We start from the raw sequence: 14490 nt of genomic DNA, 5'->3' as shown, positions 1-14490 counted from the left end.
CGCCATTCCGGCATCGGCCAGCGCTTCCAGCCGTTCCTCGTTGATCCAGACGTTGACCTTGATCGCCTTCTCGCCAGTGCTCATGAGTTCTCCAATTGGTTCAGCGTAAAGACCGGAAGTCTGTCTTTCAGATACTCCTCGGTGACGAATGGCGAACCCTGCCCGTACTTGGCGGCGCTGTCCATCACCACTTCGAACACCTCATGGCGCATCACCTTCTGGGTCGGTTTGACCTCATCGGTCAGGATGCTCCGAATCAGGCTGCCGCTGAAGCTTTGTGACTGTTCGTCATGGCCGCACAGGGCGGAGTTGGTGACCTCCTGGCACACCGGGCAATACCAGTTCTCCCGCAGGAACACGGGTTTGATTCCCAGCTCGCTCCGGTGCTGCTTGAGCATGTTCTGGGAATCGTACGGGTGGTAGAAATCCCCGACGCCGGCGTGATCCCGTCCGAACATGTGATGTGTGCAGCCGAGGTTCGTCCGCAGGATCGCGTGGAAGATGGCCTCCCGGGGTCCGGCGTAGCGCATGTCCCACAGCGTGAACGACACCAGGTGTACGTCTTCTCGGAAATACCCACTGGTCCGTAATTCGTTCTGCGCCAACAGTATTGCTTCGTCGATATAGTCCCCGACACGTTTCTGGCCGATGATGGCATTGACCAGCACACCCGTGTTCAGGTCGTCGACGGGCTGGTCTTCATTCGCCGCCAGCCACGCTTGCTTCATCAAGGCCTCGTGGCCGGTGTGCGGCACGTTACGGGTTTGATGGGCGACGGCACGCTTCCAGTTCTTTTTCGCCAGCGCGTCCTTGTGCTGCCTGGGTGTCAGCCAGAAGCTCTTGAACGGCTCGTTGAACACCGGCTCGTTGATGAGCGTGATGTCGCCGCCGATGAATCGGTCCGCGTAGGCCAACGTCTTCTTGACGCCCGGGTGCCGCGGATCGGTCGTCCCGTAGGTCTTTTCGGCCATGCGCTCCAAGTCGTATTCGTAGATCTCGGAGACCTCGAAGATCGCCATCGGGGCATCGAGATATTCGAGCACGACGCGTTCGCCCTCTTTCACCCCGAACCTTTCGACGTCTTCCGCGGAAAGATCGAAGACGATCGGAATGCTCCACAGCGTGCCGTCGGGCAGCTGGAAGTCGTCCAGCGTGCCGTCCACTTCGCGCCGGCCCATGAATCCCGCGAGCGGGGTGAAGAACCCGTACGACAGGCTGATCACCTCGTGCGCAGTTGCTTTCGAGATCGGGATGCGCGGCAGCCCATCGATCTGACTCGCCGCATTCCGGGTGGACACCCTTTCCACGATCGGCTTCCCGTTATGACCCTGATAGCTCATGAATGACCTCGTTTCGGTGATCAGCGATCGGACGGCTCCCGACGCCGTCGCTGCCGGAATGTCCGCTAAGCGTCTCGGCGGATCGCGGCCGAGATGACGCCAACCCGCTCGAGATGGGCGATCACCTCCTCGGCCAGCGTGTCCGCGTTTTTGCTGCCGCCTTCGAGCCGCAGTTCCGGCCGCGCCGGTGCCTCGTAGGGGTCGTCGATCCCGGTGAATCCCTTGATCTCACCGGCGCGGGCTTTCTTGTAGAGCCCTTTCGGATCGCGCTGCTCGCAAATCTCGATCGGGGTGTCGATGAAGATCTCCTGGAAATCACCGTCGTGCAGGGTGGCCCGAATAGCGTCACGATCGCGAACGTAGGGGCTGATGAAGGCCGTCAAAGCGATGACGCCCGACTCGCAGAACAGCTTCGCGACCGCGCCGATCCGGCGAATATTCTCCTCGCGATCCTGGGCGGAGAATCCCAGGCCGAACCGCTTCGCGAACTCGGGACCGTGGCGCTCTTCGAGCAGTTCCGGGCCGGCATTGAGCCCATAGCGGACGTTGTCTCCGTCCAACAGGAAGCTGCGTATGCCCCGCGCGTACAGCTTCTGCTCGACGACGTTGGCCACCGTACTTTTGCCGCTGCCGCTCAGGCCGGTGAACCAGACGACGCAGCCCTTGTGCCCATTGAGGCCTTCGCGCTCGGCGCGGCTTATCTGATGCTCGTGCCAAGTGATGTTGTTAGCCATCCCATATTGTTTATCAATCAATCCGGATCAGAACCAGTCCATGAGTAAAGATGGCCAACTTAGGCGGATTTCTCTCTCGCGGCCGCCCGCCGGGTAAAGCCGCCGAGCGCGCGCGGCGCTACGTGTCGCTGGTTTGTTCGGAGTCCTCGGACTCGGCGTCCTTCGCGGGATCCTCGATGATCTGATACGCCGGATCGAGCATGGATATGGCCCGGGTGCCGGTTTGGCGAGCCTTGCCCGTGATTCGTAGCACCTGTCCGGGTTGAATATCGGCGCCCCCGTTGCCCGGCCGGAAGGTGACGTTCATTTCGCCGGTGTTGTCGCCGATGACGATCTGCCGGTGGGTCCGGCCGCGGTTCGTGACGTCTTCCACCTGACTGACCCGCCCTTCGACGCTCGCGCGCTGTCCGGAGATCAAGCCGGCCACCATGATCACCGACCGGGGCCGGTCCGGGTGTTCGTAGGCGTCCACTTTTTGATCCTCGTCCTGGGACACCCACGCTTCGATCTTGTCGATTCCCTCCCCGATCCGTTGCTCGAGGGTGTCGGGATAGGCCTCCCTGATCCGCGATTCGACGTCGTAGGGCACGATCGTCGCCGCGGCGTCGGGAATGAGGCTGACCGCTCGCGAGATCTTGTCGGCCGTGCGGTCGTGCAGCAGCCGGCCCAACAACCGGGCGAAAGTCCGTCGCGGCAGCAGCACCGTCACATTGGTGCGTGCCTTCTCGTCGAGCGCCTTGGCGACCAGCAGCTGCGCGGCCCGACTGATCCGACGGTCGGGGCAATCCACGATCCGCAGCGGCGTGTCGAGTTCGAAATGGTCCCAACGCTTTCGCAGTAGCGCCGCGTGGGCCGGGTCGACCATGAAATGCACCGCGATCAGCTCGTCTGCCCGCAAGCCCCTGCCGTACCGCAACGCCTCGATCACCGCCAGGTCAACGGAGTCGACGAAGACGAACACCCGGTGCCGCGAATACTTCACCAGCTCGGGACGGTCGGTGCGGAACATCTCGAGAATGGCTGCCTCGGCACGGTATTCGCGATTGAGCCGGGTCAGCATGAACACCAACAGCGGGAAGACGACGACCACCAGCCAGGCGCCCTCGGTGAACTTCGCGACCGCGAAGATACCCACCACGATCGTGGACAGAATCGCCGCGGACAGATTGATCGCCAGCCGGCGTCGCCAGCCCGATTCCCGGTGCGTCAGATGGTGTTTGGTCATTCCGTAGCCGGCCATCGAGAAGCCGGTGAACACGCCGATGGCGTAGAAGGGCACAAGTGCGTTCACCGAGCCGCCGGTGGCCACCAGCAAGGCGACCGAAAGCGCCGTCAGCGTGATGATCCCGTTCGAAAACACCAGGCGATGGCCACGTTTCGTGAGCTGCCTGGGCAGGAAGCGGTCTTCGGCGACGAAACTGGCCAAGGCCGGGAAGCCGTTGAAGCTGGTGTTCGCGCCGGTGAACAAGATGGCCGCCGTCGCCGCCTGCACCAGCACGTAAAACACGTCGCCCACCGCGCCGGTGCCGAAGACGGCCCGGCCGATCTGCGACAAGACCGAGGGATACTCCGTGAGATACGGCGTGGCGTGGGTGACGTGGGCCAGGTAGGCGACGCCCGCCAGCAGCAGACCCAGGACGGTGGCCATCGCGGTCAGCACGCGGCGCGCGTTGCGGCCCTGCGGTTTCCGGAAGTAGTCGACCGTGTTGGAGATGGCCTCGACCCCGGTCAGCGACGAACCGCCGTTGGCGAACGCACGCAGCAGCACCAAGATCGTCGCGCCCAGCACCAGCCCGTTCCCCTGGTGCACCGGCACGGTCCCCGCCATGTGTGCGGGATCGTAAATGGGCAGATTACCGACGACCGCGCGGACGACGCCCACCACGATGGTCAGTCCGACCATGACGATGAACGAATACGTTGCCACCGCGAACGGCAACCCCGCTTCCTTCAGGCCCCGCAGGTTGGCGTAGCAGATGGCCAGCACCACGGCGACGGTGAGTTCGAGGCTGTACGGCCCCAGCACAGGAATCGCCGAGACCACCGCGACGGTGCCGGCCGCCGACTGCACGGCGACGGTGACGACGTAGTCGATCAACAGCGCCGCCGCGGCGATCTGCGCCACCCTGGGCCCGAAATTGTCTCGCGCGACGATGTACGAGCCGCCGGCCCGGGTGTAGGCCATGACCACCTGCCGATAGGACGCGGCCACCAGCACCAGGATCAGCAGGATGACACCGGTGATCGGCAGCAAAAGCAGGAATGCCGCCAGCCCGGCGTGGGGCAACAGCTCGATCAGGATCTGCTCGGGACCATACGCGACCGAGGAGACCGCGTCCGGCGAAAGTGCGCCCAGCGCAACACCATTCGCCAATTTCTCGGAGGCGATGTCCTCGGTGATCAGCGGCTTGCCGAGAAACACCCGCTTGGCGATGTCCCCGAGCGACAGCGGGATGCGCAGCTTGCCGGTCGAACTGGTCACGACCACCGTCCTTACCCGAGGTTGTGAACGCGAAACGCCTGAAGATGCATTGTGCCGCCCGGTCGCCTCGCGGCGCCAGACGGTTCGGGTCGGCTAGGCGAGCCGCTGCACGGCGGCGGCGATCCGCTCGTCGCCGGCGGTCAGCGCAACCCGCACGTGCCGCGCACCGCGGGGCCCGTAGAAATCACCCGGCGCCACCAAGATGCCGCGCCGGGCGAGCCACGCGACGCTGTCGCGGCATGGCTCGCCGCGCGTGGCCCACACATAGAGGCCGGCTTCGGAATGGTCGATGGCGAAGCCGGCCGAACGCAGCGCGGGCAGCAGCGCCGCGCGGCGCCGTTCGTAACGCTCGCGCTGCGCCAGTTCGTGGGCGTCGTCGTCCAGGGCGGCCACCATGGCCGCCTGCACCGGCGTCGGCACCATCATCCCGGCATGCTTGCGCACGGCCAGCAGCTCGCCGATCAGCTCGGGGTCCCCGGCGACGAACCCGGCCCGGTAGCCGGCCAGCGACGAGCTCTTCGACAGCGAGTGGATCGCGATCAGACCGGTGTGGTCGCCGTCGCACACCGAGGGGTGCAGGATCGACAGCGGCTGGTCGTCCCAGCCCAACCCCAGATAGCACTCGTCGGAAGCCACCAGGCAGCCCCTGTCGCGGGCCCATCCGACCACTTTGCGCAGGTGATCGACTCCCAGGACGCGCCCGGTCGGATTGCTCGGCGAGTTCAGGTAGTACAGCGACGGCGACTGCGGACCCAACTGAGTCAGCGAATCCGCGCGCAGCACCCGCGCCCCGGCCAGCCGGGCCCCCACGTCGTAGGTGGGATAGGCCAGCTCCGGCACCACGATCAGGTCCGCGGTTCCCAGCCCCAGCAGCGTGGGCAGCCACGCGATCAGCTCCTTGCTGCCGATCACGGGGAGCACGGCCGCCTCGGTCAGGCCGGTGATGCCGAACCGGCGGTTCAGCGCGGCGATCGCCGACTCGCGCAGCCGGGCGGTGCCGGCGGTCGCCGGATACCCCGAGGCCGACGCGGCGGCGGCCAGTGCCTCCTGGATCACCGGGGCAACCGGGTCGACCGGGGTGCCGACAGAGAGGTCGACGATCCCGTCCCGATGGGCGCTGGCCTGCGCCTTCGCGTCGGCCAGGGTGTCCCAGGGGAACTCCGGCAGGGACGCCGACACCGCCGGCCGGCGCTTTTTGAGCTGGTGGGGCACCGGGCCGCTCAGTCGCCTTCGCCCTGCGGTGGCAGATCCTTGACCACTTGCGGGTCGTTCTCGGTCATCCCCACCTTGGCCGCACCGCCGGGCGACCCCAGTTCGGCGAAGAAGTCGGCGTTGATCTGCGTGTACTGGCTCCATTGGTCCGGCACATCGTCTTCGTAGTAGATCGCTTCGACGGGGCAGACCGGCTCGCACGCCCCGCAGTCGACGCACTCGTCGGGGTGGATGTAGAGCATCCGAGCGCCTTCATAGATGCAGTCGACCGGGCACTCCTCGATACAGGCTTTGTCCTTGATGTCGACACAGGGTTCGGCGATCGTGTACGTCACAGACGTCTCCTCCATGTACTCCGGCTGAAATGTGGCTGCAGCTCGCACCGGCGCGTACGACCGCTTTCGGTGAAGCTTTCGGTTACTGATACTAGACGTTGCAGATACAGGTCAACCATTCGGCGCGCCTGTCGGTTAACCGATTTAAGACCGCCAGTCTCGGACGTTGCGAGGCGACCCCTTTTCGCTGAGCGCGAACGCCGTGAACAAGCGCCTGACCTGCGTAGAGTAACGGCCCAGCGCCGACCGCCGATATCCGTTGCGTCACAAGCACCCTCGCGGGGCCTGGTAATCTCGGTCGAGAGCCGGCAACCGCTTGGCAGATGTCATCGCCTGACAGCGGTGCATTATTTGGGGAAGGGTTCCACACATGAGGCTGTCGTTGAGCAAATTGGGCGTTGCGGTTGGCAGCGCAGCGGTGGCGTTGACCGCCGCGGCCGGGGTCGCATCGGCCGACCCGGTCACCGACACCACCTGCAACTACGGGCAGGTCATGGCCGCGCTTAACGCGACCGACCCGGCCACTGCCCAGCAGTTCAACCAATCGCCGGTCGCCCAGAGCTACCTGCGCAAGTTCCTCGCCGCACCGCCGGCGAAGCGCGTGCAGATGGAGCAGGAGATCCAGGCCATGCCGCAGGCCGCGGCGTTCATGGGGACCATCCAGCAAGTCGCCACCGTCTGTAACAACTACTAGGTCAGTCTCACGCGGGCTGCTCAGTACCCGCTGAGCAGTCGGCGTACCCGACCTAAAGTTTCGGCGCCGGCGCGGCTGCGAATGCGTGCCGGATCGGCTGGCCTGCGGCCCCATAACAGCAGCACACGCGCTGCGGCGTCGGTTTCGAGCGTGGCGGGGCCTTCCGGCTCGGCAAGGTTGATGGTGACCTGATCCGGATCGGCGGCCAGGACGACGTCGTCGGTGCCGTCGGCCCGTAAGCGAGCCTGGATGCGCTCACCCGGGCCCAGCAGCTGGGCGCCTTTCGCCAACAATGGCCTGCCTACGGCGACGACGCTGTGGGTCGTCATCCACGGCTCGGCCAGTAGAGCCTGGGCCGCCGGCTCGTCGCCGGTGATGTCCCAGCTGTGCAAGACGAGCTCTTCGCGCATGTGCTCGGCGAACCAGGGCACCTTCATGGTGCGCCCCGTCCAGGCGACATCGGTGTCGGCGGGCACTCCTTCTGCCGCCACCGCGACCTCGTTGAGGACGGCCATCCGCTCGGTCAGCGCGTCCCACAGGTCCGCGTCGTTCAAGGCGCGCAACGGGCCCTCGCGTTCCTCGAAGCTGCGGGTGGCCACGGGCTGACCGTGCAGGTGGCCGCCGAGCACCCGCGCGAGTTCTTCGGCGTTTCCGGCCTGATGGACGACGATGTCACGTACCGTCCAGGCCTCACACCAGGTGCCGGCGTCGGGTCTGTGCCTGCGCACCGCATCCACGAACGGTGCCCACTCGGGAAATCGATCGTCGTCGATTGGTCGGTTCACGGCTTCGGGTATACCCGGCGGCGGTGACAGAAAAGCGAACTACGCTGCCATGGGCGTGTAGTCGGTAGTGCGCTGCCGCGCCGGCCGACCGATGCCCGCGGCGATCGCGGTCAGCTCCGCCACCGTCTTGGCCGAGCCGTATTCCGAGCCGGCCATCCGCGAGATGGTCTCCTCCATCAACGTGCCGCCCAGGTCGTTGGCGCCGCCGTTGAGCATCACCTGCGTCCGCTCGACACCGAGCTTGACCCAGCTGGTCTGGATTTGAGAAATGCGGCCATGCAGCATGATTCGCGCCAGCGCATGCACCGCCCGGTTGTCACGATGGGTGGGCCCCGGGCGCGACGCACCGGCCAGATACAGCGGTGAGCTCTGGTGTACGAACGGCAACGGCACGAACTCGGTGAAACCGCCGGTGCGGTCCTGGATGTCGCGCAACACATTGAGGTGGCCGACCCAGTGCCGCGGGCTGTCGACGTGGCCGTACATCATGGTCGATGACGACCGCAGCCCCACCTCGTGTGCGGTGCTGACGATTTCGATCCATAGCGACGTCGGCAACTTGCCCTTGGTGAGCACCCAGCGCACTTCGTCGTCCAAGATCTCGGCCGCCGTGCCGGGGATGGTGTCCAGGCCCGCTTCGCGCAGGCTGGTCAGCCACTCGCGAATGCTCAACCCGCTCTTGGTCACACCGTTGGCGATCTCCATCGGTGAGAACGCGTGCACGTGCATCGACGGCACCCGCGCTTTGACGGCGCGCACCAGGTCCGCGTAACCGGTCACCGGCAGTTCGGGGTCGATGCCGCCCTGCATGCACACCTCGGTGGCGCCTTCGACGTGCGCCTCCCACGCGCGGTCGGCGACCTCGTCGGTGGACAGCGAGTACGCGTCGGCGTCGCCTTTGCGCTGCGCGAACGCACAGAACCGGCACCCGGTGTAGCAGATGTTGGTGAAGTTGATGTTGCGGTTCACCACGAACGTCACGTCATCGCCGACGGTCTCCCGCCGCAACGTATCCGCAAGGGCGGCAACCGCTTCCAGCGCCGGACCGTCGGCCGTCGCCAGGGACAGATATTCGCCGTCGGAACACCCGGCGGGGTCGCGCTCGGCGGAGCGCAGCGCGGCGAGCACGTCGGTGTCTAGGCGTTCTGGCGCTTTGGCGCCCTGCGCGGCCAGTTCGTGGACGTGGGCACGGATCGATTCCCAGTCGCCGAAGGCGCTGTCGATGTCGCTGCGGGTTTCGGTGTTGCGGCCCTCGCTGTCGATGGCCGCGTTGAGGTCGACCCGGCCCGACGAGCCGACGTCGTCGGGCTCCTGCCAGGGCATCCCCACCGGGTTGACGTCGCGAGCCAGTCCGGTCGCCGGATCGGCCAGCGCCGCTACGTGTCCCTGCACGCGCGGGTCGATCCAGGCCGAGCCCGCCTGCACGTATTTGGGCTGCGCGGTGAGCCGTTGAACCAGCTCGTAACCGGCAGCGGCGGTGACGGCGGCAAGGTCGTCCAGGGCCGGCCACGGCCGCTCCGGGTTGACATGGTCGGGTGTCAGTGGTGAAACCCCGCCCCAGTCGTCGATTCCGGCGCCGATCAGCGCCAGGCACTCGTCGCGCGACACCAGGTTCGGCGGCGCCTGGATGCGCATCGCGGGCCCCAGCACCAACCGCGCGACCGCCACCGTCGCGAGGTAATCCTCGATGCCGGTGTCGGGGACGGCGGCCATGGCGGTGTGCTCCTTGGCCCGGAAGTTCTGCACGATCACTTCCTGCACGTGACCGAACTCCTTGTGCGACTTGCGGATCGCATGCAACGTGTCGGCACGCTCGGCGAGGGTCTCGCCGATGCCGACCAGCAGGCCGGTGGTGAAAGGAATCGACAACCGGCCCGCATCGGTCAGCGCGCGCAGGCGGACGGCCGGGTCTTTGTCCGGGCTGCCATAGTGCGCAAGCCCTTTCGTCTCAAACAGCCGCCGCGACGTCGTCTCGAGCATCATCCCCATCGAGGGCGCCACCGGCTTGAGCCGCGCCATCTCCGACCAAGTCATCACGCCGGGATTCAGGTGCGGCAGCAGCCCGGTCTCTTCGAGCACCCCTATCGCCATCGCCCGCACGTAGGACAGCGTGGAGTCGTAGCCACGCGCCTCCAGCCACTCGCGCGCCTCCGGCCAGCGATCTTCGGGCCGATCGCCGAGGGTGAATAGTGCCTCCTTGCAACCGAGTTCGGCACCGCGCCGGGCGATGTCCAGGATCTCGTCTGGCTCGAGGTACATGCCGGACCCCCGGGCGCGCAGCTTGCCCGGGACGGTGACGAAGGTGCAGTAATGGCAGGTGTCCCGGCACAGGTGGGTGACCGGGATAAAAACCTTGCGTGAGTAGGTGATCGGCAGCCCGCCGCCCGGGCCGCGCCGTCCGGCCGATTCCAGACCGGCGTCGCGCACCCGCGCCGCGCTGGCACACAGATCCATCAGATCCGCGCCGCGCGCGGTCATCGCGACCGCCGCCTCGTCGATGTTCAGCGCAACGCCGTCCCGAGCCCGTCGCAGTACCCTTCGCAGCGCCGAGGCGCTGACGTCAGCGGAGGCCTTACCTGGAACCACTGGGTTGGGCAGAGCGGTAGGCTCCTCGCCCGGAGTCAACAGCACCTTCGTGTAACTTCCCCACGATCGAATTTCATCCGTGCGTCCCAACATGTGAAATCGTGGCACCCGCTGGCGGGTCCCGTCTGGGCAACAGTCAACAGTAGCGGCACGCCCGCGTGGGCACACGGGCGACATCCCGGCCCGGCGTCAGGCGCCCCGGCCGCGCCGCCACAGCACCCACACGGGCGGTACAACGCCCAGGACCAGCAGCAATAGGGCCCCGTAGGCCATCACGCCGCGGCCCCCCAGGATGACGTCGTCCGCCGGGCCGCCCATGCTGATCACCGCCACCGTCAACAGCCACGTCCATAGGGGCAAGGCCGCAAGGCGGGGTGAGGCGGTCCAGCGGCCGGCGGCCCACACCAGCGCCGCGTTGACCAGTCCGGAAATCAGTCCGCTGACGGGGAAGGGAACCGTCCCGATATAGAGCGGCAGCAGCAGGGCTCCGGCAAGTGCGGAGAGCACCCCGTCGACCGCCAAGAGGGCCAACACGACGAAACGGATTGCGGGGTCGGTGGCACCGCTGTCGTCAACGGACGCGACGCGTGGCTTGGTTTCGGTCAGGTCGGGACGCTGTCGATATTGGACAAGATGGAACCGAGAACCCACTGGAAGCTGTCCAGTCGGTCCTGCCAGTGCTGCAGATTAGGGTCCAGGTCGGGGTCCATGCGAATTCCTTCCGTGGCTGCCTGAGTGGCAGCTTACCGCGTCGGGGCCGCGGGGAAACCAAGCCCTGCGAGCAGGTCCGTCTCCCAGCCGCGTTCGTCACGCTCGCCCGCGGCGCCCGCGGCCAGCACGTAATGCTCGTCCCCCAATATCGGTATCGCCGCGTTGTTCGACAGCGCGCAGGCCCGGCCGGTCGGCCCGACCACCACCTGCGTGGCGTGCGCGGCCAGCGCCGCCCGCTTGGCCGCCCGAGCCTCCGGTCCGGTCTCGACGACGGCGTCGATGTCGTCGTCGGCGTAGCCGAAGGTGAACTCTTCTCGGGGTGGGATCGACCATTCCGGCCGCAGATCCTCCGGCGTCAGCGCCTCCATGGCCGCCTCGAATGTGCGTCGCGCGAAAACCGACCAGTACAACTTCGGTGTGGCCCAAGGCTCGCCGGGAAAGTCGGCGGCTCCAGGGCCGGCCGCCGCCACGGCGGCCACCGCAACCCGGTGCGCGTGCACGTGATCGGGATGGCCGTAGCCTCCGTCCGGGTCGTACGTCACGACGACGTGCGGGCGCTGCTCGCGAATGACGGCCACCAGCGCGCCGACGGCCTCACGCTCGTCGGCATCGATGAATCGTTGCCGGTGCCGCTCGGGAGTGCCACGCATGCCCGAATCGCGCCACCGGCCCGCGCCGCCGAGATAGCGAGGCTCGCTGACGCCCAGCGCCCGCAGCGCGGCGGTCAATTCGCCGATCCGGTAGCCGCCGAGTTGGTCCGCGCGATCGACGGCAAGCCCGGCCCAACGATCGCCGATGACTTCGCCCTCTTCTCCCAGCGTGCAGGTGACGACGCGGACGTCCGCCCCGCGGGCCGCGTAGTGAGCGATGGTCGCGCCGGTGCCGAGGCTCTCGTCGTCGGGGTGCGCGTGGACGAACAGCAGCCGCGGCGTCTCAGGCATGGACGGCACCCTACCGGCAGTGGCGGGCGAAAACGGCATCCGGGTTTAGTGACCGGCACCGTTTCTTATGTTGGGCTCTTGGTGGCCGTGTCGCCGGGACGGCGGCGGATAGGAACGCGCACGGCTACTATCAAGGAGTGCCCCAGCTCACGGACGCAGACCACACCGGCAGCCGAAGCCGCAGGCGAGGTGAAGTCCTCGAACGCGCCCTGTACGAGGCCACCCTGGCCGAGCTGACGGAAGTCGGGTACGGAAGCCTGACCATGGAGGGAATCGCCGCCCGGGCCCAGACCGGCAAGGCCGCGCTCTACCGGCGCTGGGACACCAAGTGCGAGCTCGTGCATGCCGCTTTGGTTTTCGCGCTGCCGCCGCTGCCCGAACTGCGTTCCGGCCGTTCGGCCCGAGACAACCTGCTGGCTATGTTCACCGCCCAGCGTGACCTGCTGGCAGGAAAGACCGGCTTCCCGAGTTTGGACGTCATCCACCAGCTGTTGCATGAACCAGAGATGCGGGCGATCTTCGCCGACGCGGTGGTGCGGCCGCGCATGAAGATCGTGGAATCGATCCTTCAAGCCGCCATCGAGGACGGCGACCTCGATCCGAGGGTCGTCACACCGCTCACCGCCCGCATCGGGTCGGCCCTGATCAACCAGCACTTCCTGCTGAACGGGTCGCCACCGAACCGCCGTGAGCTGGCGCTGATCGTCGACACCGTGATCCCGCCGCGGTCAACGCGGGCCGCCGGCTGACGGGAGCCGTTACGGGCCCGTCTTGATCCATTGGCCGGCATCGCCGACGATGCCGACCGGGACCGCACCGGACAAGCTGACGTTCTGCACGCTGGGCCCGGCCGCGACGATCGTGGTGTCCTGCAGGATCGGCAGCACGGTGGACATGTTCCACAAGCGCGGTTCGACCGCGGTGATCACGTCGTTGATGTTCTTGGTGCCGTTGAGGGCGGCGTCGATGTTCGACTGAATGCTGCGATCACAGATCCCGGTCAGGTTCGACGGCGCCTGCACCAGGGCGTTGGGGTCGGCCGGGCGGCTGGGCGGCGTCGTCGTCGGAGTCGTCGGAGTCGTCGGCGTGGCGGCCGGCCCGGTGGACGGCGGGGGGCCGGCGGGGGCCGACGGCGGGGGCGCAGGCCCGTTGGACACCGGCACCTGGGTCGATTCCAGTGCGCGACAGCCGTACCGGGAGGCGAGCCGGGTCGCCAGGCTTCCGCCCGCCTGATGCCAGCCGACGATCGCGTCCACGCGGTTGTCGTTCAGCGCGTCGTGGTAGAGGGCGACCGGGTCGAGTGCCAGCACGGTCGCGGCGATGCCGACGTTGCGCAACCGGTCGGCGGCGGTGTTGGCCACCGCGACCGCGGTCGGGTCATTCGCCGCGACCCCCACGACCAGTGAGAGCTCTTGGCCGTCCTTGCTGACCCGGCCGCGGATGACTTCGGGCGGCCCGGTGTTCGGCGGGGCGGGGGCGGGCGATGCCGAGGAGTTGGGATCCACCTTGTAGCCGGCCCCTTCCAGCAGCGCGAGCGCCGCCGGCGTCGACATCGCCGGTGGTGCGGTCGGCTCGTATCCGGGGTCGCTCGGCGCGCGGATCTGGGCCTGGTCCAGGGTGACGGTGTTGTCGCTGCCCGCGCCGACGGCCGCGAGCAGGTCGACGTCCAGCAGCCCCAGGATCGCCTTACGGACTTGGGTGTCAGCCAATTTCGGCTCGTTGGCCCGCAGCGTGAGCTGCATGACCCGCGGCGTCACGATCCGGGCGGTCCGGACATCGGGAATGGCGGACAGCTGCGCGAAGGCCGCCGAGCCGCCATGCACCTGCGCTACCTGGGTGTCGCCGTTGCGCACGGAATCGGCCAGCGCCGCCGGCGCTCCGGCACGCCGGAACAGGATGAGCGCGGGTTTGGCCGGTGGCCCCCAATAGCGGTCGTTGCGCGCCACCAGGATCTCGTCGCGCTGCGGGTCGATGCTCTCCACGCGGAACTGCCCGCCGGTGACCGGAAGCGCCCGGGCCAGGCCGGCCGCGAACCCCCCGGGCACGTCCTTGACGATGTGCGCCGGAAGGATGTTGCTGAACAACTCTTTCCACGCCGGGTACGGTTCGGCGAAGGTGACCACTGCCTGCTTGCCGCCCTCCAGGGACTGCACGCCGGTGATGAGGTCATAGCCGGCCGGGTCGACGACCCCGGGTTGGCTGACCATCTGGTGCCACAGGTACCAGAAGTCGTCGGCCGCGATCGGCGCGTTGTCGGTCCACTGCGCCTCGGGCCGGATCTTGTAGGTGACCGTGAACGGATTCTGACTGGTCACCTCCGCCGACACCAACAGGGTCGGGTCCATCTCCCAGCGCGAGCCGGTCGGCATGTTGGTGTCGGGGACCGGCCGAAACGCGCTCGGCAGCACCAGCGCGCTGATCGCCGCGTTCACCGGGGACAGGTCCGACAGCAGATGCGGATTGAAGCCGGCCCCGATCGAGTCGATGCCCATGATGATCTCGCTGACCCGGGGCGGCGGCGGCACCGAGTTGTGCGGCGTATCGGTGCTCTGCGGCGCCGGCGGCGGGTTGACGGTGCAGGCCGATAGAACGAGTCCGACCAGCGAGATCAGGCCGGCGAGGACCATCAACCAACGGCGGACTCGTCTCGGCACGCTGCTCAGGGTAGCG

General features: G+C 67.3%; 12 protein-coding genes and 1 pseudogene. 2 read left to right on the top strand and 11 right to left on the bottom strand.

Annotated features, from left to right (window positions below):
• From AC5Y4H_RS24500 to fdxA, 6 genes and pseudogenes are all read right to left on the bottom strand, one after another.
• Positions 1 to 84: pseudogene (locus tag AC5Y4H_RS24500) on the bottom strand (DUF6955 family protein); the annotation flags it as partial.
• A complete protein-coding gene (gene sat, locus AC5Y4H_RS24495; RefSeq protein WP_499986171.1) occupies positions 81 to 1340 on the bottom strand; it encodes a sulfate adenylyltransferase in 1260 nt (419 codons plus the stop codon). The pseudogene AC5Y4H_RS24500 and the gene sat, both read right to left, overlap by 4 nt.
• A gap of 65 nt (positions 1341 to 1405) precedes the next feature.
• The gene (cysC, locus tag AC5Y4H_RS24490) at positions 1406 to 2074 is read right to left on the bottom strand and encodes an adenylyl-sulfate kinase (protein ID WP_499986169.1); all 669 of its coding nucleotides are present in this window, start codon (positions 2072 to 2074) and stop codon (positions 1406 to 1408) included.
• 118 nt (positions 2075 to 2192) lie between these two features.
• Positions 2193 to 4556, bottom strand: a complete 2364-nt coding sequence (locus AC5Y4H_RS24485) for an APC family permease (protein WP_499986166.1) — start codon at positions 4554 to 4556, stop codon at positions 2193 to 2195.
• A 93-nt stretch (positions 4557 to 4649) separates the two neighbouring features.
• A complete protein-coding gene (dapC, locus tag AC5Y4H_RS24480) occupies positions 4650 to 5735 on the bottom strand; it encodes a succinyldiaminopimelate transaminase (protein ID WP_499986177.1) in 1086 nt (361 codons plus the stop codon).
• 41 nt (positions 5736 to 5776) lie between these two features.
• Entirely contained in the window at positions 5777 to 6103 is a 327-nt protein-coding gene (fdxA, locus tag AC5Y4H_RS24475; RefSeq protein ID WP_007773662.1) for a ferredoxin, read from the bottom strand.
• 370 nt (positions 6104 to 6473) lie between these two features.
• On the opposite strand from fdxA, the gene AC5Y4H_RS24470 reads away from it, so the two are divergent.
• A complete protein-coding gene (locus tag AC5Y4H_RS24470) occupies positions 6474 to 6797 on the top strand; it encodes a hemophore-related protein (RefSeq protein WP_499921566.1) in 324 nt (107 codons plus the stop codon).
• A 20-nt stretch (positions 6798 to 6817) separates the two neighbouring features.
• Here AC5Y4H_RS24470 and AC5Y4H_RS24465 read toward each other — a convergent pair whose 3' ends face one another.
• The 4 genes from AC5Y4H_RS24465 to mshB form a co-directional block, all read right to left on the bottom strand.
• Positions 6818 to 7582, bottom strand: coding sequence for a maleylpyruvate isomerase N-terminal domain-containing protein (locus AC5Y4H_RS24465; protein WP_499986162.1), 765 nt, complete (start codon positions 7580 to 7582; stop codon positions 6818 to 6820).
• 39 nt (positions 7583 to 7621) lie between these two features.
• Entirely contained in the window at positions 7622 to 10261 is a 2640-nt protein-coding gene (locus AC5Y4H_RS24460) for a bifunctional FO biosynthesis protein CofGH (RefSeq protein WP_499986159.1), read from the bottom strand.
• A gap of 96 nt (positions 10262 to 10357) precedes the next feature.
• Positions 10358 to 10819, bottom strand: a complete 462-nt coding sequence (locus tag AC5Y4H_RS24455) for a hypothetical protein (protein WP_499986157.1) — start codon at positions 10817 to 10819, stop codon at positions 10358 to 10360.
• 92 nt (positions 10820 to 10911) lie between these two features.
• Positions 10912 to 11820 (bottom strand): N-acetyl-1-D-myo-inositol-2-amino-2-deoxy-alpha-D-glucopyranoside deacetylase, encoded by a 909-nt coding sequence (gene mshB, locus AC5Y4H_RS24450; RefSeq protein ID WP_499986156.1) that lies wholly within the window; start codon positions 11818 to 11820, stop codon positions 10912 to 10914.
• 137 nt (positions 11821 to 11957) lie between these two features.
• On the opposite strand from mshB, the gene AC5Y4H_RS24445 reads away from it, so the two are divergent.
• Positions 11958 to 12569 carry a TetR/AcrR family transcriptional regulator gene (locus AC5Y4H_RS24445; protein WP_499986154.1) on the top strand — a complete coding sequence of 204 codons (612 nt, stop codon included), beginning with the start codon at positions 11958 to 11960 and terminating at the stop codon, positions 12567 to 12569.
• A gap of 9 nt (positions 12570 to 12578) precedes the next feature.
• Here AC5Y4H_RS24445 and AC5Y4H_RS24440 read toward each other — a convergent pair whose 3' ends face one another.
• Positions 12579 to 14447, bottom strand: coding sequence for an ABC transporter family substrate-binding protein (locus AC5Y4H_RS24440; protein WP_499986175.1), 1869 nt, complete (start codon positions 14445 to 14447; stop codon positions 12579 to 12581).
• Positions 14448 to 14490 lie beyond the last annotated feature (43 nt).

This window comes from Mycobacterium sp. NGS58 (genome assembly GCF_059812385.1).
This window is presented reverse-complemented; position numbering and strand designations above follow the sequence as displayed.